The 26,073-nt window shown below is 35.1% G+C and carries 24 protein-coding genes; 15 read left to right on the plus strand and 9 right to left on the minus strand.

Annotated features, from left to right (window positions below):
* Positions 1 to 149: 149 nt before the first annotated feature.
* The 9 genes from rihC to arsC all read left to right on the plus strand — a co-directional run bounded on the left by rihC (position 150) and on the right by arsC (position 7,072).
* Positions 150 to 1,058 (plus strand): ribonucleoside hydrolase RihC, encoded by a 909-nt coding sequence (gene rihC / locus MUA87_RS08915; RefSeq protein WP_002480484.1) that lies wholly within the window; start codon positions 150 to 152, stop codon positions 1,056 to 1,058.
* 81 nt (positions 1,059 to 1,139) lie between these two features.
* Positions 1,140 to 1,889: a DeoR/GlpR family DNA-binding transcription regulator gene (locus MUA87_RS08920; RefSeq protein WP_002480483.1), complete on the plus strand. Its 750-nt coding sequence runs from the start codon at positions 1,140 to 1,142 to the stop codon at positions 1,887 to 1,889.
* A gap of 204 nt (positions 1,890 to 2,093) precedes the next feature.
* Positions 2,094 to 2,525 carry an RpiB/LacA/LacB family sugar-phosphate isomerase gene (locus MUA87_RS08925; RefSeq protein ID WP_002480482.1) on the plus strand — a complete coding sequence of 144 codons (432 nt, stop codon included), beginning with the start codon at positions 2,094 to 2,096 and terminating at the stop codon, positions 2,523 to 2,525.
* Between the two features lie 17 nt (positions 2,526 to 2,542).
* The gene (gene lacB / locus MUA87_RS08930; protein WP_002480481.1) at positions 2,543 to 3,058 is read left to right on the plus strand and encodes a galactose-6-phosphate isomerase subunit LacB; all 516 of its coding nucleotides are present in this window, start codon (positions 2,543 to 2,545) and stop codon (positions 3,056 to 3,058) included.
* Positions 3,058 to 3,927 (plus strand): 1-phosphofructokinase family hexose kinase, encoded by an 870-nt coding sequence (locus tag MUA87_RS08935; protein ID WP_262550569.1) that lies wholly within the window; start codon positions 3,058 to 3,060, stop codon positions 3,925 to 3,927. The genes lacB and MUA87_RS08935 overlap by 1 nt, the downstream gene beginning before the upstream one ends.
* Before the next feature lie 74 nt (positions 3,928 to 4,001).
* Positions 4,002 to 4,937 carry a tagatose-bisphosphate aldolase gene (gene lacD / locus MUA87_RS08940; protein ID WP_262550571.1) on the plus strand — a complete coding sequence of 312 codons (936 nt, stop codon included), beginning with the start codon at positions 4,002 to 4,004 and terminating at the stop codon, positions 4,935 to 4,937.
* Positions 4,938 to 5,048: 111 nt separating this feature from the next.
* On the plus strand, positions 5,049 to 5,369 hold the full coding sequence (locus MUA87_RS08945) for an ArsR/SmtB family transcription factor (RefSeq protein WP_023015961.1): 321 nt from the start codon (positions 5,049 to 5,051) through the stop codon (positions 5,367 to 5,369).
* Positions 5,366 to 6,655, plus strand: coding sequence for an arsenite efflux transporter membrane subunit ArsB (gene arsB, locus MUA87_RS08950; protein WP_262550573.1), 1,290 nt, complete (start codon positions 5,366 to 5,368; stop codon positions 6,653 to 6,655). The genes MUA87_RS08945 and arsB overlap by 4 nt, the downstream gene beginning before the upstream one ends.
* Before the next feature lie 15 nt (positions 6,656 to 6,670).
* Positions 6,671 to 7,072: an arsenate reductase (thioredoxin) gene (gene arsC, locus MUA87_RS08955; RefSeq protein ID WP_262550575.1), complete on the plus strand. Its 402-nt coding sequence runs from the start codon at positions 6,671 to 6,673 to the stop codon at positions 7,070 to 7,072.
* 76 nt (positions 7,073 to 7,148) lie between these two features.
* Here arsC and lacG read toward each other — a convergent pair whose 3' ends face one another.
* The 8 genes from lacG to MUA87_RS08995 all read right to left on the minus strand — a co-directional run bounded on the left by lacG (position 7,149) and on the right by MUA87_RS08995 (position 16,562).
* Positions 7,149 to 8,555, minus strand: a complete 1,407-nt coding sequence (lacG, locus tag MUA87_RS08960) for a 6-phospho-beta-galactosidase (protein ID WP_002480475.1) — start codon at positions 8,553 to 8,555, stop codon at positions 7,149 to 7,151.
* Positions 8,556 to 8,705: 150 nt separating this feature from the next.
* Entirely contained in the window at positions 8,706 to 10,385 is a 1,680-nt protein-coding gene (locus tag MUA87_RS08965) for a PTS lactose transporter subunit IIBC (protein ID WP_002480474.1), read from the minus strand.
* A gap of 15 nt (positions 10,386 to 10,400) precedes the next feature.
* Positions 10,401 to 10,730: a PTS lactose/cellobiose transporter subunit IIA gene (locus MUA87_RS08970; protein WP_002480473.1), complete on the minus strand. Its 330-nt coding sequence runs from the start codon at positions 10,728 to 10,730 to the stop codon at positions 10,401 to 10,403.
* Positions 10,731 to 11,054: 324 nt separating this feature from the next.
* Positions 11,055 to 11,669, minus strand: a complete 615-nt coding sequence (locus MUA87_RS08975) for a PepSY domain-containing protein (RefSeq protein ID WP_060803886.1) — start codon at positions 11,667 to 11,669, stop codon at positions 11,055 to 11,057.
* A gap of 189 nt (positions 11,670 to 11,858) precedes the next feature.
* Positions 11,859 to 13,013: a serine hydrolase domain-containing protein gene (locus MUA87_RS08980; protein ID WP_262550578.1), complete on the minus strand. Its 1,155-nt coding sequence runs from the start codon at positions 13,011 to 13,013 to the stop codon at positions 11,859 to 11,861.
* Between the two features lie 91 nt (positions 13,014 to 13,104).
* Entirely contained in the window at positions 13,105 to 14,256 is a 1,152-nt protein-coding gene (locus tag MUA87_RS08985; protein WP_262550580.1) for a serine hydrolase domain-containing protein, read from the minus strand.
* A 51-nt stretch (positions 14,257 to 14,307) separates the two neighbouring features.
* Positions 14,308 to 15,960 (minus strand): phospho-sugar mutase, encoded by a 1,653-nt coding sequence (locus MUA87_RS08990; RefSeq protein ID WP_103364312.1) that lies wholly within the window; start codon positions 15,958 to 15,960, stop codon positions 14,308 to 14,310.
* Between the two features lie 128 nt (positions 15,961 to 16,088).
* The gene (locus MUA87_RS08995) at positions 16,089 to 16,562 is read right to left on the minus strand and encodes an RrF2 family transcriptional regulator (protein WP_057510946.1); all 474 of its coding nucleotides are present in this window, start codon (positions 16,560 to 16,562) and stop codon (positions 16,089 to 16,091) included.
* 128 nt (positions 16,563 to 16,690) lie between these two features.
* Between MUA87_RS08995 and MUA87_RS09000 the strand changes: the two genes are divergently transcribed.
* From MUA87_RS09000 to MUA87_RS09020, 5 genes are all read left to right on the plus strand, one after another.
* Positions 16,691 to 17,608 carry a DMT family transporter gene (locus MUA87_RS09000; protein ID WP_262550582.1) on the plus strand — a complete coding sequence of 306 codons (918 nt, stop codon included), beginning with the start codon at positions 16,691 to 16,693 and terminating at the stop codon, positions 17,606 to 17,608.
* Positions 17,609 to 17,816: 208 nt separating this feature from the next.
* The gene (locus MUA87_RS09005; protein WP_023015849.1) at positions 17,817 to 19,079 is read left to right on the plus strand and encodes an LCP family protein; all 1,263 of its coding nucleotides are present in this window, start codon (positions 17,817 to 17,819) and stop codon (positions 19,077 to 19,079) included.
* Positions 19,080 to 19,097: 18 nt separating this feature from the next.
* Positions 19,098 to 19,568 (plus strand): DUF2538 family protein, encoded by a 471-nt coding sequence (locus tag MUA87_RS09010; RefSeq protein ID WP_002480465.1) that lies wholly within the window; start codon positions 19,098 to 19,100, stop codon positions 19,566 to 19,568.
* Positions 19,569 to 19,663: 95 nt separating this feature from the next.
* Complete coding sequence (locus tag MUA87_RS09015) at positions 19,664 to 20,086, plus strand: GNAT family N-acetyltransferase (RefSeq protein WP_105966768.1); 423 nt, start codon at positions 19,664 to 19,666, stop codon at positions 20,084 to 20,086.
* A gap of 444 nt (positions 20,087 to 20,530) precedes the next feature.
* Entirely contained in the window at positions 20,531 to 24,325 is a 3,795-nt protein-coding gene (locus MUA87_RS09020; RefSeq protein WP_262550585.1) for a glucosaminidase domain-containing protein, read from the plus strand.
* Between the two features lie 110 nt (positions 24,326 to 24,435).
* On the opposite strand, the gene MUA87_RS09025 is transcribed toward MUA87_RS09020, so the two are convergent.
* Positions 24,436 to 24,855, minus strand: coding sequence for a MarR family transcriptional regulator (locus MUA87_RS09025; RefSeq protein WP_002480462.1), 420 nt, complete (start codon positions 24,853 to 24,855; stop codon positions 24,436 to 24,438).
* A gap of 149 nt (positions 24,856 to 25,004) precedes the next feature.
* On the opposite strand from MUA87_RS09025, the gene MUA87_RS09030 reads away from it, so the two are divergent.
* The gene (locus MUA87_RS09030) at positions 25,005 to 26,015 is read left to right on the plus strand and encodes an acyltransferase family protein (protein WP_002480461.1); all 1,011 of its coding nucleotides are present in this window, start codon (positions 25,005 to 25,007) and stop codon (positions 26,013 to 26,015) included.
* Positions 26,016 to 26,073 lie beyond the last annotated feature (58 nt).

Consider the following 26,073-nt stretch of genomic DNA (forward strand, 5'->3'; position numbering starts at 1 on the left):
ATAATTGCGCTTTTTTTGTATCAAAAATAGGACTAGTGATTATCCCCAGTCCTAAATAGTATAGAGCCCATAATTTTAGACTATTTTGCAGAAGGATTATAAAATATATAAGTAGCTTATTTTATTTTTAAAAGGAGGAAGAAAGAGATATGACAACCCCTATTATCATAGATACTGATCCAGGTATTGATGACGCAGCAGCTATTAGTATTGCACTGAATCATCCTGAGATTGATGTGAAGATGATTACTACCGTACATGGTAATGTCAATATAGATAAAACTACACGAAACGCCCTACAACTCAAAGCATTCTTTGAAAGCGATGTTCCAGTACATCGTGGTGCAGTCGCACCTTTAATCAATGCACCGATTGATGCTTCTCACGTACATGGTGAAACAGGTATGGGTGGTTATGAACTTCCAGAACCCTCACCAGAATTACTTGCCTCTAATCGAGCTATAGAAGCTATGCGAGAAACTATTCTAGAATCTGATGAGCCCATTACACTTGTGCCAATTGGTCCTCTAACAAATATCGCTTTGCTTTTTAAAACGTATCCAGAAGTTAAATCTAATATCAAAGCGATTGTTTTAATGGGTGGCAGTGCTGGACGCGGTAATGTTACACCTGCTGCTGAATTTAATATCTACTGTGATCCTGAAGCTGCAGATATTGTCTTTAAAGCAGGTCTCCCTATCACAATGGTTGGACTTGATGTAGCAAGAGGTGCTAGTTTATCAAGTACTGCAATCAACGAGTTGAAATCTATTAATCAAACTACCCATATGTTGTATCATATGTTTAATCATTACCACGGCGATGAATTCGATACAGGCATTGCTGTATACGATGCTTATACCATGCTTTACCTACTGCATCCAGAACACTTTAAAACTGCAGATGCAGCAGTTGCGATTGAATTAAACGGCACTTACACACGCGGTGCTACTGTTGTGAATTACAATGCTCAAGAAAAGTCAGTAAACGTTGTTTTAGCAGTAGACAAAACTCGCTTTAAACAGCTGTTCTTTGAGGCACTCTCATATGCAAAATAAAACCAAATATGGTACATTCCCAATAAATTATTATGCTATAATAATGACGAAATCGAAAAAATATACAGGTTGTGAAATATAATGAATTTAAAAGAAGCGCGACATCAAAAAATACTATCCATCTTAAAAGAAAACGGAAGCGTCAGCGTCAGTTATTTATCTAATGATATGGACGTGGCTGCAATGACTATCCGACGTGATTTAAAAGAGCTTGAACATAAAGCCTTACTTGTACGTGTTCACGGCGGAGCTGTCTTACCTCATACCTTTTATAACGAGCTTGCAAATGAAGAAAAACAACAGCTGAATAGTGATAAAAAACGTATGATTGCTGAAAAAGCCAGCCGACTGATTCAAAATGAAGATACGGTATTTATTGGCTCAGGTACAACAAATGAAGCCATCTTCCCTTTCATTAAAGATATGCGTTTACATATCATTACCAATTCACTGTATATTTTTGAACAATATGAAGGCTTAGAACATATGGATATTGTTTTAATCGGTGGTCGTTATCGAAAGAAAACAGGTTCATTTATCGGACGTCTCGCAAATACAATGCTGGAGTCATTACATATTGATAAAGCATTTATTGGCGTCAATGGTATCAGCGATAATGATGCGACAACTGCGAATGAAGAAGAAGGAAAAGCCAATGAAATTATTTTGAACCAATCTTCGAAGAAATATCTTGTTTCGGACAGTTCAAAATTCAATACACGTGCTTTTTCAGTTTTCTATCAAATCGATCATTTAGATGCGATTATTACTGATAACGATATTTCGCAAACAATCAGAGAGAATTATCAAAACTATACTGATATCTTATAATTTAATACGAATATTAACGCACACGAAACGTGTGCGTTTTCTTTTTGTCTAATTATTGAAATATCCCCTCTTATCTTCTTATAAATTCCCTTTTATCAATAGATTTACTTATTTTTTACAATCTATCAAATTGACAAATTACCCCTTGAAGTGTATATTCTAGATAAGAACAAAATCAAACATTTTCGAACAGGAGGATTTATTATGTCTATTGTTATTCATAGTGATTCACAGTCAAAAGAATTAAAAGATTTCATTTTAGAATCTTTAGCAGATGCTGAGTACGAAATCGAGGACTTATCAGTAAACAGTAAAGCAACTAACATTGCTGAAATTACACTTGAGGTTACTAAATATGTCCAAGAACACGAAGGTACTAAAGCCATTGTCATCGACAAATACGGCATTGCACCTTTCAACTTTGCGAACAAACAAAAAAATATTATTGCAGCAACGGTTTCAGATGAGCAATCAGCAAAAATGACTCATAGACACAATAATACAAACGTTATCGTATTAGGTAGCGAAGTTGTAGGTAAATTAAACGCATTAAACTGCGTAAAAGCATTCTTAAAAGCAGGCTACGACGCTGGACGACACCAAATCAGAGTAGATATGTTGAATTCTTTATGTTAATAGGAGGATATTAAATTATGAAAATTGCTATTGGTTGTGACCATATTGTTACAAATATTAAAGCAGAAGTTGCTACTTATTTAAAAAATAACGGACATGAAGTTATTGATGTCGGTACTTATGACTATGTACGTACACACTACCCTATCTACGGTACACGTATCGGTCATTTAGTTGCTACAGGTGAAGTAGACTTTGGTGTTGCATTATGTGGTACTGGTGTAGGTATTAGTGCAAGTGCAACTAAAGTACCTGGAACTCGTGTTGCATTAGTTCGTGATGCAACAAGTGCACGTTTAGCAAGAAGCGAATACAACTGTAATGTCATCGCAGCTGGCGGTATGGTTACAGGTGTTGACTTAATCAAAAACATCGTTGATACATTTGCAGAAACAGAATATGAACCAACTCCAGAAAAAGAAGCGATCATCAAAGCAATGGATGAAACTTTAAAACCTGAAGATGTTCATTACACTCCAGATATGTTCGATGATTTCTTAACTAAATGGAATAACGGAGAATATCACGACTAATGACATTCAAACTATTAACCGTTACATTAAATCCTGCAATTGATATCAATTACCCATTAGAACACTTCGAAATCAATTCAGTTCAACGTGCAACCGAAGATTACAAATCAGCTGGCGGTAAAGGCATCAACGTAGCACGTGTTGCGAGTGAACTAGGAATTGATGTTACATGTACAGGAATTATCGGCGGTAAATTCGGCGAGTGGTTAACAAACAACTTAGATGAAACAAAAATCCAACATGATTTCACTGTTTCTCCAGCTTCAACTCGTTTATGTATCGCCGTTACAAGCGAAAATAGTCAAACTGAAATTCTTGAAAGCGGTGCATTGCAACCAGAAGAAATTCAAATCCGCTTCTTAGAACACTTCAATTCGATTATCTCTAACTTTGACTTAATTACGATTTCAGGCAGCTTACCTAAAGGCTTCCCTGAAGACTATTACGTCAAATTGTTAGAAGTCGCAAATGAACAGAATGTACCAGTTTGTTTAGATACTTCAGGACAAGTATTAAACTATACTGTTAATCATTCAAAACATTGCCCTCCTCTCTTAATCAAACCAAATGATGAAGAGATCAAAGCAATTACTAATTCAGGCAACATCGACTTAGCCAATCAATTATTAGACGAAAGCTTAGCGCATATTCCGTATATCTTATTATCTTTAGGTAAAAATGGTGCATTACTACGTCATGAAGCACAAGTCTATAACGTTGATATTCCTAAAGTCGTTGCAATCAACCCAGTAGGTTCTGGAGATAGTAGTTTAGCTGGTTTCAGCTATGGCATCTCTAAAGACGCTTCTATCCAAGAATCAGCAACATACGCTATGGCTGCTGGTATTTCCAATGCATTAGAAGCATGAACTGGCCACATTGACTTAAATAACTTTGAGAAATTCAGTAATCAAATAACTATTGAAAAGGTGGAGCATTCATCATGACAAAATCAATTAAACCTTTATTAAACGACAAAAACTACATCGCTGCATTAGCAATCGACCAACGTGGCGCTTTAAAACGCTTATTAGGTGAAGATGCTAAAACAGAAGATTTAGAACAATTCAAAGTACATGTATCTGAAGAGTTAACACCATACGCTTCAAGTATCTTATTAGACCCTGAATATGGTCTTCCAGCAACTAAAGTTCGTGCTAAAAATGCTGGTTTATTATTAGCTTATGAAAAAACTGGTTACGATGCTTCAGAACCAGGACGTTTACCTGACTTATTAAATGTATGGTCTGTTAAACGTTTAAAAGAAGCTGGCGCAGATGCTGTTAAATTATTAGTTTATGTTGACATCGACGAAGACAAAGCAATCAACGATCAAAAAGAAGCTTTCGTTGAACGTGTTGGTGCTGAATGTGTAGCTGAAGGTTTACCATTATTCTTAGAAATCGTTTCTTATGACGCTAACAACGCAGACAGCGGTTCTGAAGAATATGCGAAAGTAAAAGCACACAAAGTAAACGAAGCAATGAAAAAATACTCTGAACCTCGTTTCAACGTAGACGTATTAAAAGTAGAAGTTCCTGTAAACATGAACTATGTTGAAGGTTTCGGTGAAAAAGCATTATTCACTAAAGAAGAGGCTGCTCAAGCATTCAAAGAACAAGCTGCTTCAACTAACTTACCGTACATCTACTTAAGCGCAGGTGTATCTGCAGACTTATTCCAAAAAACTTTATACTTCGCTAAAGAATCTGGTTCTACATTCAATGGTGTATTATGTGGCCGTGCTACTTGGAGAGGTGCTACTGACCACTTCTCAGAAGGCGAAGAAGCTGTTGTAGAATGGTTCCGTACTGAAGGTAAAGCTAACATCGAAAGCTTAAACAAAGTATTAGATGAAACTGCTAACCCAGTTAAATAATAAATCGAATCACTATCTTGCCTAGCAACTTTTGGTTGCTAGGTTTTTTTATGTTTTCTATATAGACAGTTATCTATATAGTTGATACTCTATTAAAGAAAGGATGACTTAATGAACTATCAAACATTATCTACATACTTAAAAGCGATATCGAGCCCTATTCGCTTAGAAATACTCAATTTATTATCTTGTGGTGAATTATGTGCTAATGATTTATTGACCTACTTTCAAGTGACACAACCTACCCTAAGTCATCATATGAAAGCTTTAATGGATAATCATTTAGTTAATAAACGCCAAGATGGTAATAAACATTACTATCATTTGAATACAGAAACCTATACTTCTCTCTTAGATCAACTCCATGATATAGGTACATCTCAACCTAGTTGTGCATGTCACAACATTCATAAAGGAGTAGAACGACTTTGACTTTTCTAGCCATAACAATTTTTATACTTACCTTAATTTTTGTGATATGGCAGCCTAAAGGGCTGGATATTGGTATTACAGCGCTTGTAGGTGCTGTGCTTGCCTTGATCACTGGTGTTGTCACATTAAGCGATGTCGGTGAAGTGACACAGATTGTATGGAATGCGACACTCACATTCATCGCATTAATCATTATTTCTTTAATCTTAGATGAGATTGGTTTCTTTGAATGGGCAGCTTTACACATGGTAAAAGCATCACAAGGTAACGGGATTAAGATGTTTGTTTATATCATGTTATTAGGTGCTGTGGTTGCGGCACTTTTTGCCAATGATGGTGCAGCATTAATATTAACGCCTATCGTTCTTGCGATGGTGCGACATTTGAACTTTAATCAACGTGTAATTTTTCCGTTCATTATCGCAAGTGGTTTTATTGCGGATGCGACTTCCCTACCGTTGGTCGTTAGTAACCTAGTCAATATTGTCTCTGCTGACTACTTTAATATTGGTTTTGTTGAGTATATGAAACATATGTTACTGCCCAATCTTTTTGCGCTTGTAGCCAGTATTATCGTGCTTTATCTATATTTTAAGAAAGCCATCCCAACACATTTTGATGATACAACACTCAAGTCACCCCGTAGTGCGATTAAAGATGATAAGTTATTTAAAATAGCTTGGATTGTGCTTTCAGTATTACTCATAGGTTATGTCATCAGCGAGTCATTAAATATTCCTGTATCATTCATCGCAGGCGTAGTTGCGTTAGCTTTCTTAGTACTCGCAAAAGGTTCTAAAGCTGTACACACAAAACAAGTTATTAAAGGCGCACCTTGGAACATTGTCTTATTTTCACTTGGTATGTATTTAGTTGTTTTCGGACTTAAAAATGTAGGCATTACTGCGTTGTTAGGAAACATCATAGACAACTTCTCACAACACGGTTTATTGAGTGGTATTATGGGCATGGGCTTCTTATCAGCTGTCTTATCCGCAATTATGAACAATATGCCAACTGTCATGATTGATGCGATTGCGATTAATCAAGCACATGCCTCAGGTATCATCAAAGAAGGTTTAATTTATGCGAATGTGATTGGTTCTGATTTAGGGCCGAAAATGACCCCTATCGGTTCGCTCGCAACATTACTTTGGTTACATGTTCTAGCCCAAAAAGGCGTCAAAATCTCATGGTGTGTTTACTTTAAAACAGGTGTGATTGTGACATTACCTGTCCTATTCATCACACTTATCGGTTTATATCTCTCACTACTACTTAATTAGAAAAGAGGAACACATATGGATAAACCTATTATTTACTTTATTTGTACAGGCAATGCATGTCGCAGCCAAATAGCAGAAGGTTTCGGAAAAGTGATACTTGGAGACAACTGGACTGTTATGTCTGGAGGGATTGAAGCACATGGTGTGAACCCTCATGCGGTTAAAGCGATGCAAGAAGTTAACATTGATATCAGCGATCAAACCTCTGATAAAATCGATATTGATTTATTAAACAAAGCCAAACTCGTTGTGACGTTATGCGATCATGCGGAGGCACATTGCCCTGTCGTCCCTAATCATGTTAAAAAAGTACATTGGGGCTTTGAAGATCCTGCCGGCAAAGATTGGTCTGTTTTCCAACAGGTCAGAGACCAAATTGGTCAACGTATTCTGCAGTTTAAAGATACGAAGCAATAACTTTCAAACATATATTCTATACCAACTTATATAACAAAACCCCTCAGAAAATTCTGAGGGGTTTTGCCTTACTTATTTACTTTCCATAAATGTCGTCTGATAATTGTTTATACCATTTCGCACTGTCTTTAACATAACGTTTTTGAGTTTCGAAATCGATATAGAATAAACCATAACGTTTATTGTAGCCGTTTGACCAGCTGAACATATCTTGTAGTGACCAGATGAAGTAACCTTTAACGTTGATACCGTCTGCGTATGCACGTTCGATTGCTTCAATATGTTGTCTTACATAGTCAATACGTTCGTCATCATGTACTTCACCGTTATCTTCAAGTACATCTTTGTAGCCTAGGCCGTTTTCAGTAACATAGATTTTTTTGTAGTTAGGATAGTCGTTTTTAATACGTTCCATCATGTCATATAGACCTTCTGGATAAATGTACCAATCCCAGTCATTTGTAGGGATTGCTTCATTTTTAACAACTTCTCCGATACCTTTAACACGGAAGACAGAAGTTCCTTTATCGCCTGTACCATTATGGTGAATATAGCTTTCTTCATTATGGTATTTGATCCAGTTACTTTGGTAATAGTTAATACCTAAGAAGTCAAGTTGTGGTGCAGCTTTACGGATTTCTTCTAGTTCTTCTTCGCGAATATCTAATTGTTCGAATTCTTCACCTAAGATTTCTCTTACTACAGTTAATTTAGCTGGAGTATAGTAACCTAGGAATGTTCCGTCTAACATGAAACCATTCATAAAGATATCATGTTTGTAAGCAGCGATTTGGTTTAATGGTTGATCATCGATGCTGTAGAATTGTGTTAATGCGTGAACTAAACCAATTTCACCTTCATAACCTTTTGATTTAAATAAGTTTACAATGCGGCTATGTGCAGCGATTTGGTTATGTTGTGCTTGTAAACATTTTAAAGTGTTGTACTGTTCACCAGGAGGGAAAGCACCTGTAATATATTGTCCTTGAACATACGCGATTGGTTCGTTGATTGTGATCCAGTATTTAACAACATCATGATATTCGTCAAATACAAGTTCAGCATAACGTTCGAATGCATCGATTTGATCTTTGTTTAACCAGTCACCTTTTTCAAATAAAGTTTCTGGAGTATCAAAGTGGTGAAGTGTAACAAAAGGTTCGATTCCATATTTATGGCAAGTTTCGAATACTTTGCGATAATATGTCAAACCTTTTTCGTTTACTTCACCTGTACCATCAGGAATAATACGTGACCAAGCAATTGAAATACGGATTGCTTTGATACCATATTCTGATGCTAATTTGATATCTTCTTCATAACGATTGTAAAAATCACTTGCTGGGTCTGGAGAAAAACGTCCTTGTTTTTCTAAGAAACCATCCCATAATACACGACCTTTACCATCTACAGTACTTGAACCTTCAACTTGATATGCAGCAGTTGCAGCACCTAATACAAAGTCTTTAGGTAATTTACTCATTAAATTGTCTCCTTTTTAGTTAATTAATATCTTCAATATTACTAGTTACATCACACACAAATGGAGCCCCTTGCCGCTTGTGTAGATACTTAAGATGTCGTGTGTAAATGCGACAAGGGGCTAAGTGTGTGTCTTACATTAAATTATTGCTTATTTTTCGTTGATTTTTTCGAAAATCAATTTCATTGCGCCTTCTCCATCACGAGTTAAGCCAATGTATTGTTTACCAGTTGTTGGTACTAATACAGCACCGTATTGATCAGTATATTTTCTCATTTCATCTTTCATCGCATCCATTTGTGGTGCTAAGATTACGATGTCCATATCTTTGATTAAGTCCATATCTTGACCGTAAGCACGAGCTGTTGCTTCTAACGGAATGTCATTTTCTTTCGCATATTTGTTTAAGCTGTTTGCTAAGATACCACTTGTACCACCGCCGGCACATACAACTAATACGTTTGTATGTTCACGAGAATTGAAGTCTGGAGTGTTTTCTTCAACTTCAATTGGTGCAGCAGTTCCGCCGCCAGCTGTAGCAGCTGCAGCTTTTTGTAATTCAATTTCATGTTCTTCATCAAGTTTTAATTTGTCATAAGCTTTGATGAACGGGAACCAAATTGTAAAGTCTAATACTAAGATAATGGCGATTAATAATAATGATAATACTGAGAAGTTAGACGCCATATAGATACCGATTGGACCTGGTGTTGGCCATGGTAAGAAGTGCATAAATCCGTTCATTCCAAGATTATCTACGAAGAATTTTAAAATCCAAGAGTTTAAAATTGGTGTGATAATGAATGGAACCATGAACACTGGGTTCAAGATGATCGGTGCACCAAATAATAATGGTTCGTTAACGGCGAATGTAGTCGGGATAACCGAAGCTTTACCCACCGCTTTTAATTCAGGGGACTTACATAGGAAAATGAAGATATAAGGTACTAATAAAGTTGCACCTGTACCACCAATTAATGCTACGAAGTCTTGTGTTGATTGAGTTAATGCGTAATGCGCATGTTCACCCGCTCTGAATAAACGTAAGTTTTCTACTTGGTTGTTGTACATAATCGCGATTACTGCCGGACCAACTACTGAAGGACCGTGAACCCCGATAAACCAGAAGAATGCCATGAAACCAAAGATAATCGCGAATCCTAAGTAACCGTTTGCTGCTCTGAATAATGGAGATAACAATGTAGTTACCAATTCTGCTGTGTTACCGTGTGATAATGCACGAACGACAATATCAACGATCCAGAAGAATGTTACTGAAAGTGCGAATGGGATCATGTCTTTAAATGCTTGCGCGATGTTACCTGGAACTTGCGGAGGCATTTTGATTGTGATGTTTCTACCAATACAGAATTTATAGATGTTCGGCACGATGAATGCGACTAAGAATGCTGCGATTAATCCTTTAGTACCTAATAATTCAATGCTGATACCATCTTTGATTGGTTTAACTGCTAAGATTAATAACGAAGCTTCAGCAGCTACGAAAGTTGAAATTACGTTGATTTGGTTCGTTTTAGGTAATTTCAAGTTTCTGTTGTCGGTAAGTGATTTAGTTACAGTACCTGCCATGAAGACGGCTAACATACCCATCGTGAAGTTATAAACTTTCATGATGATGTCTTCAATATTTTTAGGCCAGTGGAATCCCCATACGTTTGGTACATAAGCTACCAAGATAAATAAAGATGAGAATAAAACGACTGGCATTAAAGCTACGAAACCATCACGGATTGCAGTTAAATACGGGTTAGATGCAATCTTTTCAAAGAAAGGTTTCATTTTTTCAATCATTTTAATAATTTTATTCATGCTGTCACCTGCTTATTAGTGTTTTAAATCACGGAGTTGTTCATATAAGTCAATCATGTAGTTTGCTGCGTCTCTCAAAGCCATTGTAGTCATCAAATGGTCTTGACCGTGAACCATAATAAAACTAATATCAGATGCTTCTCCTGCTGCTTCTTTCGCTAACATTTGCGTTTGTTCCTTATGTGCTTCTGTGATAAAGTTGTTGGCTTCAACAATGTGTTGACGTGCTTGTTCAAAATCGTTTTCTTTAGCAGCGGCTAAAGCTGCCATTACTTCTCGACGTGCATCACCTGCAATCGCAACGATTGTGAAACCAATCATCATGTTTTCTTCTTTGTTGCTCATGGTGTTTCCCCCTTAGGTTGAATTAAAATGTGTAATTTACAATTATCAACGCCAACGATACAACATGAACATATAAAAAATTATCGCAGCTTTTATGTTCGTTATTGTTCGTTTTTGTTCACAATAATAATGTAACTTTTTAACTCGTACTAGTCAATTCAAATTTTAAAAATTATAGTTGTTTCAAGCGATTTATGACAAATAAGTTACATAATCTACATAAAATTGACAGCGCTTTAAAGATTTGAATGAATTCCCTTTCATTTTGACGTAAAAAAAGACTACCTAGGCATTAACCTAAGTAGTCCATTTCGTATTTAAAGATTAGTCATCTTTTTCATTTTTTAAAATTTTAGCTGTTTTCGCATCCAAGCTGAACTCTTGTTTAGAGTTGCCTTTTTGTAAGTCTACATCGTAAACGAATTTACCTTCGTCACTATCTCTTGATAATGACCATTCATGGATATCACCATTGAAGTTGTCTTTCGCTTTTTTGATGATTTCATCATAAGGTTTGAAGTCTTCATATTTGAATGATTTTGCTTTGTCATAATCATCTTCTTTTTCAGTTGATTTATTCATGACTTTACCATCTTTACTGTTGATGATAACTTCTCCTTCTTCACCTTGTTTTTGTAAATCGATTTTATATGCCCATTTGCCTTGTTCTTTTTCAAATGAGATTTCTTTTAATTCACCATCATATTCTTTCTTAGCAGTTTTTACTGCATCTTCAGGTTGAGTTTTAATATCTCCTAGTTTAATAACGTTACTGTTTTTACCAGTCTCGCTTGTACCAGAAGTATCACCTTTTTGTTTTTGTTCTGTATTGGCTTTTTGTTCTGAATCATTTTTGTTTTCATCGCTTGATCCGCCTTGCCCACATGCAGCAAGGACTATTCCGGAAGCGACTAATAAAGAAAGCATTTTTTTCTGCATATCGATTCCTCCTTGTATTTATATACCCGTTACGCCATGAATTATTTAAATTATTCCCAATATTTTGTGTTATTATACATTTAAATATATTGTTTTCTCTTTATTTGAGAAATTGTTTCCAAACAAAATAGACTGTCTCGCTCTACATATCACTGTAGATGAAACAGTCTATTACTTCACTTTTTTATTCTACTGTTTTGCTTTTTTAGTAGGATCTGGTTGTTTCAGATAATCCATAAAAATCTTTTTCATTAATGTTTCATTCTTACCAACTGGTTTTTGATAGTTAGCGCCCATCACTAATATATAATCCTTATTGAAGTAGCAAGTAAATTGTTGCCCATAAAAGATACCATTCGCGCGCGCACTCTGACCAAAACTGTAAAAGCCATAACGATATGCATGTGGAAACTCTTTGGTGTTCACTTCATGTAAGAGTTGATTTGTAGTATGTGCATTAAACATCTTCTGATTTTGTAATGCTAAGACAAATTTCCCCATGTCTCTAGGTGCCATATACAAATTACCTGCCCCATAATATTGATCCATGTATGCAGGAAACTCTGGTATTTTTAATTCATTATAGCCTTTAGCCATATAAGGTTTATAAGCAGTGTTATTGTAAAAGGCTGTTTGGTTCAATTCATATGGTTGCACAAAGTTTTGATTGAAATAATCTGCATATGACATCTTAGTGACCGCTTCAATCACCCGCGCTAACACAATATAATTCGCATCATTATATTGATGCTTTCTAAACATATCCGGCTGCAACCCTTGTTCCTGCAACATATGAACTGCTCCATCTATACTATGGATATTCGTTTTCGGGCGAAACATTTGTATACCGCTTTGATGCAGCATAAAATCACGCAGAATCAAAGGTTCATTGGTTTGAAACCAAGGTAGATATTTTGTCACTTCATCGTTGATGTTGAGTTTACCTTCTGTTTCTAACTTTTTAAGCATCATACCTGTCATAAACTTTTGCGCTGACCCAATCAAATACATTGAATTAGGATTCGTCTTTTTACGATTAATAAAGTCTTGATAACCATATCCTTTATCCATCACGAGTTTACCTTGGTAATATACCGCAATATCACCATTGAACTTTTGTTTTTTCAAATATTCATCAATGGCTGTATAGCGCACATTCTTTTCATTCATTACAGTTTTATAACTTCCAACTTGAACTGATGGATGATTATCTTTAGTTTTCAAAAGGTTATGATGATGTCCGTATTGTTGAAAATGTTTCCAATTTAAATAATAGGTTATCACACCGGCTATAAGTGCGACAATTAGTATAAATATCATTATCTTTATTAGTTTTCTCTTCATTGTTGTCCTCTTCACTTGATGTCACGTCTTGAAATGATACGTTAGTTGATTTGATATCGTTTTTGTTTTGGTATTAAAAAAACGGTTTAAATCAAATGACTCTGCTTTTTTTAGTTGGATCTGGTTGATGTAATTGTTTCACAAAAATATCTTTCATATAGTGTTCATTAACGTATTTCGGATATTGATAGTTCGTTCCCATTACCACGATATAATCTTTGTTAAAATAGCTGGTCATTTGATGACCGAAAAACATACCGTTGACACGACTACCATTATCATAACTATAAAATCCGTAACGATAAGGTTCATTATAGGTTGGTGTGTGTAATTCGTATAACAACCCTTCCGTATCTTTTGGAGATAAGATTTTATTTTCTTGCAAGTTTGCGATCAGCTTTGCCATATCTCTCGTTGACATAAACAAATTACCTGCACCGTAGTAATGGTCCATAAATTTTAAAGTCATCGGTTGTTTTTCAGCATTGTAACCTTGTGCCATAAACGGTTGATATTGTGTTTCATTATAGAAAGCTGTTCTATATAATTGGTTCGGATTTTTTAATTTTTCATCAAAGTATTGATCAAATGACTTGTGTGTCACTTTTTGAATAACATCAGACAATATAATGTAGTTTCCATCATTATATTGATGTTTATGATATTTACCCGGCTGAATGCCTGCACGCTGTAACTCTTTCGCAACATCTTCATTACTGTGTGCTGTATTGCTGCCAGTAAATTTCTTTAAACCGCTTCGATGCAGCATTAAATCCTTCAAATAAAGGGGTTGCTCTGTTTTAAACCACGGCAAATATTTATCCAATCGGTCATTAATATTTATTTTGCCTTCACTTTCTAATTGTTTCAATAATAAGCCTGTTGTGAACTTTTGAGAAGAACCGATCAAATACATAGAGTTCGGTGTATTTTTCTTATTCTCTTCAAAATTTTGATAGCCATACGCTTTGTCCATAATTAACTGACCCTTATGAAAAATCGTAATTGTACCGTTAAAACCTTTTCCTTTTAAATATGCATCAATTTTAGGGTCTACTGCATTATCTTTCATTACAGTATAGTAATTTGCTTTTTCTTTTGACTGTGCATTTTCACTTATTTTCGGTAGTTGATGCTGACTATAGCTTTGATGATGTTTCCAATTTAAATAAACCGAAAATACACCAACCAACAACGTAACTACAACGACAAAGATAATGCCGTTCTTTATTCTTCTATTCATTCATTTCCTCTTTTATCGATATGTCTTTCTTGTTAGTTTAATTCATTTTTATTAATCCAAATACGTTTGTTCAAATTGTGTAACAACAGCTTCTAAATCTTCAACATTTAATGAGAAGTACACTTTGATTTTAGGTTCTGTACCTGAAGGTCTTAACGCGATAAAACCTTCATCTAAAATGAAGCGGATTAAGTTGCTTTGTGGTAATGTTGTTTCCACTGTTTGATGATTGACTAAGTCTGTAATGGTCTTCGTTTGATAATCTTCAATTTGTTTCACTTTTAGTCCAAGTAATGTATCTGGTTGTTCTTTTCTGAAACTTTCAAGTAAATCATTTATTTTTTGTCTGCCTGAAGCACCTTCAAATTTAGGTGAAATCGTTTTGTCTTTGAAGATACCTGTCAAAGCATAAACTTCATCTAAGACATCTTTAAACGTTTTACCTTGTTGGGCTAATTCATTTTTGTATTTAACCACTAATGGAATCATTTGAATCGCATCTTTGTCTCTTGAGAATGGTGCTGCTAGATAACCATGGCTTTCTTCATAACCTAATACCAATTGTTCATCAGTATCTTGTTTGTTTTGAAGAATTTCAGAAATAAATTTGAATCCTGTTAAAACTGTATTACTTTCTAAATCTAATGCTTGTGCTAAGCGATCACTGGCTGCACTGCTGACGATAGATTTCACCATGTATAACGGTTGGTTTGTACCTTCTGCTTTTAATTGGTCATGACGCAGTTTTAATAAGATTAAGCCGATTTCATTACCGTTGAAGTAACGGTGTGTACCATCTTTGTAGCGTTCGATCATGCCGAAGCGGTCAGCATCAGGATCCGTTGCTAAAATCAATTGGGCATCTTCTTGATCCGCTAAGCGTAAACTATACGTAAAGGCTTGTTCTTCTTCTGGGTTCGCATAAGCAACTGTCGGGAAGCTGCCGTCAGGTTGTGATTGTTCTTTTTCGATGACATAATTGCTGTAATTTAATTTTTCAAAGATTTCGGATAGAATCGGTAAACTTGTACCATGTAAACTTGTTAACGCAATTTTTTCAGTTTGCGTTGGAATTGAATCAACTAATTTAATTACTTCTGCTTTATAAGCTTCTGTAACATCCTCTGATAAGTATGTAATGAAGCCATTGTTTAGTCCTTCTTCAAAATTTCCGCCTTCAATGTCTAATGGATCTTCAATTTGATTAATATAACTACTTAACATCTCAGAAGGTTGAGGCAATAATTGACCGCCGTCTGCACCATAAATTTTAATTCCATTATATTCTTTAGGATTATGACTCGCTGTAATCATAACACCAGCGTCTGCTTCTAAATAACGTACCGCAAATGATAATTCAGGTGTAGAATTATAACGTTTGCCTACTACAGCTTTCACTTCATATTGTGCTAGTACTGCTGCGATTTCATGTGCGAATTCTTCTGATAAGAAACGTGTATCAAAATGAATCACGACTAATGATTCAGGTTTGTGTTCACTTAAATATTTAGCTAAACCTACCGCAACTTTACGCACTGTAAAGGCATTTAAACGGCCAGGTCCTAAACCGATTAACCCTCTGATACCTGCTGTACCAAAAGCGAGTGTGTCTTCAAATCCTTCATTTTTAATATTTTCAGTTTGATCTTTATAAAACGCTGAAACTAAACTTTCATCTATCTTGTTTTCCCAATTCAATTTCATACTTACTTATGCTCCTCTCTATGATTTAAATCTACTATAAGTCAATAGTCCTCAATAATAGATAATATTACTTCACTTCAATAGTTTTATTATAACTTATGTTTTTCAGATTGACATACATCTCTGGACTAAATATTCTCACTGACCCAAGACTGAAGTTCTGTTAAATCATAATGGTTTTTTATATCTTTTGATACATTTTCAAGTGTAATACTAGTTAAAGTATTTATTAAAGTTTCCTCAATAATTGTTAATGATTCAGTTACCGCACATTTTTGTGCTTTTTCACCTTCATTTTCACCTAAAAAATTACGTAACAAGTGTTGGCTCGCGAATATTTTCCCTCTGCCTTCTACTGCCATGAACACATCATAAAATGTAATTTCTTCTAGAGGTTTTTCTAATGAAAATCCACCATTTTTACCTGGCGTTGAAATAATAAGTCCTTCATTTACGAGTAACTTAATAATTTTCTTTAAATATGAATGTGAAGTATTTAATCGCTCGCTTAAAGCAAGTGAATTGATACTTTTTCCGTCAGGTAATTCATTTAATATAAGTAAAACATAGATAGATTGTTCCCATCCTGATGATAATTTCATATTGACACACCATCCTTAAAGTTTTAATTTATACATTAGAGATAAACAATATCCCTAATATAGATTTATACTTACAATTATTGTATAATTTTTTCTAATTTTTTTAAATGAAAGTGAGGAAATATACCATGGAAAAGCTAAGTTCTAAACATACGTTTCTTTTCAGTATAATTTTCACAACAATTTTTATGGGTTCTTCGTTTCCTACAGGAAAATATTTAATATCCGTTGATGGTACACCTCCATTTTATATTGGCGGATGGCGTTTTTTAATTGCAGGTCTACTTATGTTATTAATCACCCTTGCTTTACGTGGTTGGCGCCCACTCGTGCCCGCTTCAAATCAAAACATTACTAAAGGAACAATCCTTGTCATTGTTATTGGCTTACTGCAAACAGCTGGTACAATGGGCTTTTTAAATTTATCAATGGCTAAAGGATTATCATCTTCAATGTCATCTATCATTTTATTTACAAACCCTTTATGGTTAGCATTTTTAGCCCATTTTCTATTAAATGATAAATTGACAAAATTAAAAGTATTAGCGTTATTTCTAGGTATTACAGGTGTAGTAATCTGTTTAGGGTTAGATAAATCAACTTTAGGTATCGGTGCATTTTATGCACTCTTAGGATCTTTATGTTGGGCTATCAATACAGTAGTCACTAAAATGGTTTCTTTCGATAAAGGGCCATGGGTCCTCACAGGTTGGCAACTATTTATCGGCGGGTTTATCATGTTGATTATTTCTGCTGTTTCCAATGAACACTACCATATTTTAGACTTAAGCTTTTTTGGCTGGTTTAATTTAATATGGCTTATTATCCCAGCATCTATCGGATCGTTCGGCTTGTGGTTTTTAAGTCTTCGTATCGGTGGAGCTACAGTCGCAAGCAGCTTCTTATTTTTAGTCCCAGTTTCTTCAACAATTTTCTCTATTATTTGGTTACATGAGAAATTTACTTTCAGCTTAGTAATCGGCGGTTTATTTGTAGTGATTGCTTTAATAATCGTTAATCATCATTCAGCACAGTCAAACGAGTGATGTAATTTATTAGAAGTTTTTCTGATTTATCTTTAGTAATCTGCTGTTTTGTGAAATAATAAGTGGGATACAAAGTTTGTAATTTAGCCATATTAGTATTAAAATATATGGTTATAATGAGCAAAATTATCGGCAATCCATGAGCGGTGCATTAGCTGCCTATTTATAGGATTGCTACATCTTAAAATTGAAACCGGGAGCAAGACTAATGAATAAAATTTTCAAGTATTTTTTAATACTTCTTTCACTCGTCCTGGTCATTATTCCTATTATTTTCGCAGTGATGTTATATAAAACTTCTAGAAGCGCAATCGATTCATCGTTCAGCGATAATTCCAATAGAGTATCGAATTTACGTGATGGTAAAGTCAATCCTGCAAAGGAGCCGATTTCTATACTTTTTTTAGGAATAGATGATAACAAAGGCAGACGAGAAGGCGGTCAAGCCACTGAGAAGTCACGCACAGACGCAATGATTCTTTCAACATTCAATCCTGATAAGAAACAGGTCAGAATGTTAAGTATTCCACGAGACACTATCAGTTATATTCCTAAAGTCGGTTACTTTGATAAAATCACACATGCGCATGCATTTGGTGGACCGAATGCTTCAATGGATGCAGTAGAAGCTACATTAAATGTACCAGTCGATTACTATGTACGTATTGATATGGACGCTTTCGTACAAGCTGTTGATGAACTTGGCGGTATTTATTATGATGTGCCATACAATTTAAATGAGCCGAATACAGGCGATGATGGTCGTATTAAAGTCAAAAAAGGCTATCATAAATTAAATGGCGATCAAGCATTAGCTGTAGCTAGAACAAGATATCATGATTCCGATTTAAAACGAGGACAACGTCAAATGGATTTAATTAAAATCCTCGCAACAAAAGCGCAAAAATTAGATAAAGTAAACAAACTTGATAACTTAATTAAAATTGTAGGTAAAAACTCAAAACATAACCTTTCAAACAAAGATATCCAAAAATTACTTACGACTTACCTTCCAGCTGATTTAGATATTAAAACAGCCCAAATCGAAGGAGATAACGAATTACTTAATGGTATCTATTATTACAATCCAGATATCAAAAGCATCAAGAAATATGCGAACTTACTACGTTCGGATTTAGGTCTATCTAAAATCAAAGATAAAGATGAATTCTTAAACGAACGCGTTATCAAACAATATGGTGAATTACTACCATTAACACCAATTGATGACAGTTTACTAAGAGACAATCAAAAAGATACGACTGAAGATGAAGAATCTGATGACCAATCTCAAGATGAACAATCAAATAATAATCAACAATACGATAATTCGGGTAATGAACAGTGGAATAACCAACAAAATCCAAATAACGGCTTTAATCAAAATCAGAACCCAGGTAATCAACAAAATCCGAATATGAATAATAACCCAGCGCAGCAACAAGCGCCTTCTGGTCAAGACTTTTATTAGAAAGAGGAGCGATAACGTATGCCACGTAAAACCTATGAGAAATTAAATAATATCAATGGAATGTTCGGTATTTTAGAGCAACAAATCATCCACAGTAAAGATATGGCACATTTCAGAAATGAATTCTTCTATGTGAACCATGCGCATAGAGAGAATTATGAAGCGTTACTGCTTTACTATAAAGATAGTGTTGAAAATCCATTTATTGATGGTGCTTGTTATATCGTTGCCCTGCCTGAAATCTTTGATCGTGTAGACGTATTCGAATCTGAACTACCCTTCTCTTGGGTTTATGATCAAAATGGAATTACTGAAACCATGAAAAGCATCAGTGTTCCAATTCAATATTTAATTGCGGCAGCTCTTGAAGTGACTGACGTTAATATCTTTAAACCATCAGGTTTCACAATGGGTATGAATAACTGGAATATTGCGCAAATGCGTATATTCTGGCAATATACAGCCATTGTGCGTAAATATGCCCAATAATTAATTAATCGTTACAGCGCATGAATGCATGCATCTGTAACGATTTTTTTGTACGCTTATATCGTATCTAAAAAATAAATATGAGGATGATGAATATGTTTAAAATCGCAAAAAGCAAAAAGGAAATGCAAGATGTGTTTGATGTAAGAATCGAAGTCTTTGTGCATGAACAAAATGTACCTTTAGAAAATGAATTGGATGAATTCGAAGATGTCTCTAAACATATTATCGGATATGATGATAACCAACGCCCTATTGCGACTGCACGTTACAGAGATTACAATGGTGTTGCAAAAATGGAACGTGTTGCAGTTTTGAAAGATTACAGAAAACAAGGGATTGGTCGCGATTTAATGAAATATATTGAAACAATTGCGAAAGACGATGGATTTTCAAAAGCAGTTTTAAATGGTCAAATTCAAGCACAAGCTTTTTATGAATCACTGGGTTATAAAGCCGAGGGCGACGTATTTCTAGAGGAAAATATTGAACATATAACAATGTCGAAAGCGTTATAATTTCTATGAAATTTACAATTTTTATAGATTAAAAGCCATATTAATGTAACCTTTAGTAACTATTTACTTTATAAACAATTGAGTACTCACATTAAGGTTTGATTACAAATCGATTAAAAACCTCTCTATCCTACTTTAGTCGTATTATAATATATGAAAATGATATATTACATAGTTTTGACATAGTGTCATATTCATTCAGTCTGCTAGTAGCTTTGTGTGTAGAAATGATATGACCTGGATAAATGTTAATAATGCGTTTCAACAACTACCAATGTGTTAATAACATCATCAAGTCATCTATTTTCTAACGTCACCCACAGATTTGAACTTCACTGACGTTAAGAATCAAACATCTAGGAAATTCAGAATTACCAATCCAGACGTTTATCTACAGACTGTAATATATTCAAAATAATATATTGTTAAAAGGAGTATCATTTTATGTCTAAAAAGTTTCATTACAAAACCCCAGCAATCATTGCATTAACAATCGCAGGATCTGCTATTACAACGCACCAAGCATATGCGCAAAGTAATTCAGAAACTTCAGAACCTACAAATACTACAAGCAATGTAAACCAGAATCAACAGCCGACAGGTAATCAAACGGCTCAAAATCAACAAGCAACTCAGGATACAGCTAAAACTATTGCTGGTACACAACAATACAAAGACCCTACACAAGTACAGCCAAAAGAAAATGATGAAAATTTGAGTTACGATTCTAAACTTGATCAATTAAATAATCAAGCAGAACCAAGTAATGAAGCAAATGCACAACCAACTGCAGATGCTCAAAACAATACAACTGATCAACCTGCTAATGTTACACAACAAGATACAGAACAAACAAATGCACAGGCTCAAAATGCGCAGGTAACAGAACAACAAAAATTAGCTGAACAACAAGCTCAAGCTGCTCAACAACAAGAACAAGCAAATAAACAACAAACTCAAGAAGCACAACAAGCTGTTCAAAAACAAGTTGTATCTGAACAAAACAAAGCTTCTCAACCTGAAGCACAAACATCAGTAAATCAAACAACACCTCAAAAAGTTGAACAACCTAAAGCAACAACATATGCAGCACGTTCAACTGAACCTGTAACGACTTTCCGTTCAGTACAACAACCAACACAAACTGCAGCACGTTCAGTACAACAACCTACGCAAACAGCAACGCGTTCAGCACAAACTACACAAACTGCAACACGTTCTGCGCAACCTGCACAAACAACTTATAGTGCACCTAAACCATCACTACCAAAATATAAACCAACAGTGAAATCATCAATCAATGATTACATTCGTCAACAAAATTACAAAGTACCAACGTATGAGCAAGATTATTCTTCATACATTCCTAAATATAATTATCGTTATGGTAAACCTGAAGGTATCGTAATCCATGATACAGCGAATGAAAATTCAACATTGAATAACGAAGTTGCTTATATGAAAAACAACTGGCAAAATGCCTTTGTTCATGGTTTCGTAGATGGTAATCGTATCGTTGAAACAGCGAACACAGACTACCTTGCATGGGGTGCTGGTCCAGTAGCTAACGAACGTTACATTCACATGGAACTTGTGCATACACATGATAAAGATTCATTTGCGCGTCAAATGAACAATATCGCTGACTATGCAGCAACAAACTTACAATATTATGGTTTAAAACCAGATAGTGCTGAATATGATGGTCGTGGTACAGTATGGACTCACCGTGCAGTTTCAAACTTCTTAGGTGGTACAGACCATGTCGATCCACATGGTTACTTACAATCACGCGGCTATAACTATGATGCGCTTTATGATTTAATCAATGAAAAATATTTAATCAAAGAAGGCGTCGTGGCACCTTGGGGTACTGCATCAAATACAACAACACAACCGACTCAACCTACTCAGCCAACAACTAAACCGACAACAAAACCTAGCACAAATACATCTCAATTAAAATTAATTCCAGTAGATTCACTAGGTCGTCTCAACAACACTAACAACGGTTTATATAAAACAGTTTATGATAAAGCTGGTGTTCAAAACTCAAACTTAAATAACCAAACATACCGCTTAACTAAAAAAGCGTTATTAGGTGACAAATCATTCTACTTAATCAGTGATTATAATAAAGGTACAAATTATGGTTGGGTACAAACTGGCGACATCACATACAAAGTCGGCCATCCTGTTACAACTAATACTAAAACTTATGGTGTTCAATCAGGCACTAAATTATACAGCACACCTTGGGGTACTGATAAACAAGCTGTCGCAACTGTTTCAGGTACAGGTGCACAAGCATTTAAAGCTTCTAAACAAACAGAAGTCAGCCCTACTCAATTTGTATACGGTACAGTAAACGGTAAATCTGGTTGGGTAGATATCGCTAAATTATCTAACTACACTGCACCTAAAACAACAGTCAACAAACCAACAACACAAGTAAAAGGTGTAAGTACTACAACACCTTCTAAAACAACAACGACTAAAAAAGCTGTGAAACCTACTGCTAAACCTGTTGCGAAAACAACAACTAAAACTGCAGTGAAACCTGCAGCTACAACAACTAAAAAAGTTGTTAAACCAGCAACTAAACCAACTACTGCAGTTAAAACTACTAAAACAGCGGTTAAACCTGCAGCTAAGAAAGTTGTTAATACAGTAAAATCTGTAGCGAAAACAACTGCTCAAAAAGTTCAACCTACTGCAAAAGCAGCTACAACAACTAAAGCAGTTTCAAAACCAGCAACAACAAAAGCTGCAACACAAACAACTAAAGCACCATTAAACAAAACAATTACAGTAAACAAATTAGGTCAATATGTATCTGATAACTACGGTTTACGTGCAAGTGTTTATGATAAAAAAGGTGCGAAAGCTGCGAAATTCTTAGGTTACACATACAACATCACTAGAGAACGTAACCAAGACGGTACATTATACTACTTATTACAAAATATCGGTTTAACTACGCCACTTGGTTGGGTTAACGCAAAAGATGTAAGAGTTGCGGATAAAGGTCTTGTAACACCTACATCTCAACAATACAGCGTTAATACAAAATCAAATGGTCTGTACACAACACCTTGGGGTACAGCAAAACAATTAATTGATCCATTAACAAAACAAAATGGTACATTCAAAGCAATTAAACGTACTTTAGTCAACAAAACACCTTATGTATACGGTACTGTAAATGGTAAAACTGGTTGGGTCGCTGAAAAAACATTAACACCTAAAACAACAGCTAAAGCTGCGACAACTTCAGCACAAAAACAACAACCAGCTGTGAAATACAACCACGACTATATCGTGACAAGCAATAAAGGTTATTACTACAAAACACCGAATGGCCAAGTATTAGGTTCATTAAAAGACCAATTCGGTAACATCATTACAGTTTTCGAAAGACAAGTAGTTAATGGTGTGACTTGGTATCATGGTGTCTTAGCTAACGGACAAACAGCTTGGGTTAAAGCTGCAGATGTTCGCAATACATTGACACGTACAAATGTTTCTGACTACTCATTTGATCAAGCAGTCGCAAAACAAATGAACTTACCTTGGTCACCTAAAGTTCAACACGTGCCTGGTCAATGGGATGATGCATCAGAAGATGAAGTAAGAACTGCGATGGACCCTAGAACTATCACAGAAGATGCGACACAAAAATATCAATTCTTACGTTTAGACAAAGCACAAGCCCTTTCAGCAAGCAGTGTAAATAAATTACTTGAAGGTAAAGGGATTTTAGAAGGCCAAGGTGCAGCTTTCACACAAGCAGCTAAAACATATGACATTAATGAAATCTATTTAATCTCACATGCCTTACTTGAAACTGGTAACGGTACATCTGCTTTAGCTAATGGCGGTTATGTCAACAACGCCAACAAAGTTGTGACAAACGAACCTAAAAAATACTACAATATGTTCGGTATCGGTGCGATTGACACAGATGCAGTACGTGGCGGCTTCAAAACAGCAGCACACTACGGTTGGGATACTGTAGAAAAAGCGATTATCGGCGGAGCTAAGTTCATCACAAGCGACTACTTAGATAGAGGTCAAAACACACTTTACCGCATGCGTTGGAATCCAAGCGAACCAGCTACGCATCAATATGCGACTGACATCAACTGGGCAAGCCACAATGCGACAAGAATGAAACAAATGTATGATAAAATCGGTGAAACTGGTAAATACTTCGATACAGATATTTATCGCGTTTAATCCAAATTATCATTTTGATATTTGAAAAGGACCTGCAGCGTAATAATAAAATGCTGCAGGTCCTTATTCATTAAAAATACGGTATACAAGTTCTGTATACCGCATTCTTTTTAAATGTAAAAGGTTTTTTTATTTAATTTTGCTAGTAAGTTATATAATGTTTCCACATCTTCAGCGGATAACTCTTCACAGTGTTTTTGTAACCATTCTCGGCGAGCGTCATTAATTTGATTGATTAATTCTTCGGATTTCGGCGTGACACTTAATACTTTACAACGTAAATCATGGTTCGATTGAATACTGATCACATAACCTAAATTGACGAGTTTTTTAATCCATCTTGAAACAATAGATTGTTCCTTTCCGATTTTCATTGTTAAATCATATTGTGATAAACTATGATGCTCATTCAAAATTCGTAAAAGTTCAATTTGTTCAGTTGTTAAATTAGCGCGTTGCCCAAAACGTTTATTTACGATAATCAAATCATTGTGTGTCAGTGTTATTTGTTGTTCAAGTTGTTTAAACATAGATGTTATACCCCGCTAGTTTTAATATACATATTATAAGTTTTTTGCGGAAAATACACAACATTAACTTGCAAAAGTTGTTTATCTTGCATTTAAGTTGGTATGTATAATACGTTAAGATTATCTAAAATCTCAAAAGGAGTTTACATATGCATAAATCACTATCCCATAGAGATTATTATTTTGATAATGCCCGTGCCTTTTTAATTTATTTAGTGGTATTCGGACATTTATTAAACCCTTATGTAGAAGGACATAAGCACATGGGTGCACTGTATTTATTAATATACAGTTTCCATATGCCCTCTTTCCTATTTATAAGTGGTTACTTTGCGAAAAATATCGGTAAGCCGGATCATTTAGAAAAAGTTGCGAAAAAACTATTAGTACCTTATTTTGTGTTCTTTAGTTTCTTCTCAATCTATTATTATCTGACAGGTAAAAGCAGTCACTTGCAGTTGGATCCATTTGATCCTGTCTTTGCGTTATGGTTCTTAATTACGCTCTTTATCTTTCATGTTGTCTTAGTGATTGTAAAGAACTATAAAGCTTATTACGTATTACCGATTGCTGTAATAGTGTCTTTATTGGCAGGATTCTCTTCTGATATCGACGGCTATATGAGTTATTCAAGAACGATTGTGTTCTTCCCTATTTTCTATCTAGGGTTTTTAATGAATAAACATCAAGCGATGTTACTGAGAAATAAGAAGTTAATTCCAATTTCATTATTGATTTTAGTTGGATTCTATATCGTATATATGATTCATCCGATTAATTCTGATTGGTTGCTCGGCAGCTCACCATATAGTTCTTTGGATGGTCCTGACGTCTATAGTCCATTGAAACGTCTATTGCTCTATATCATTATTTGTGCCACGATGTTCTCATTCTTGAACCTAATCCCTTCAGGATTACATTGGTTTACGTATATTGGCCAACGTACTATGTACATTTATCTGTTACACGGTATTGCGATTGGATTGATTCGAGGCTTTAAACTTTATCCTTTCCAAGACCCAGTTACGTTGTGGACTTACCTATACTTGATTGGTTTAACAGCACTCATTGTCTACCTGTTATCCACAAACTTTGTAGCAAAATGGACCAATCCAGTCATCAATCTCAAGTCACCATCAAAATTTAAATCTAAATTATAAAGTATTGTGAGGCAAATCAACATTGCCTCACTTTTCTTTTGACAATTATCGACTTAAA

Origin of the sequence: Staphylococcus simulans (assembly GCF_025561465.1) — a bacterium.
Taxonomy (GTDB): domain Bacteria; phylum Bacillota; class Bacilli; order Staphylococcales; family Staphylococcaceae; genus Staphylococcus; species Staphylococcus simulans.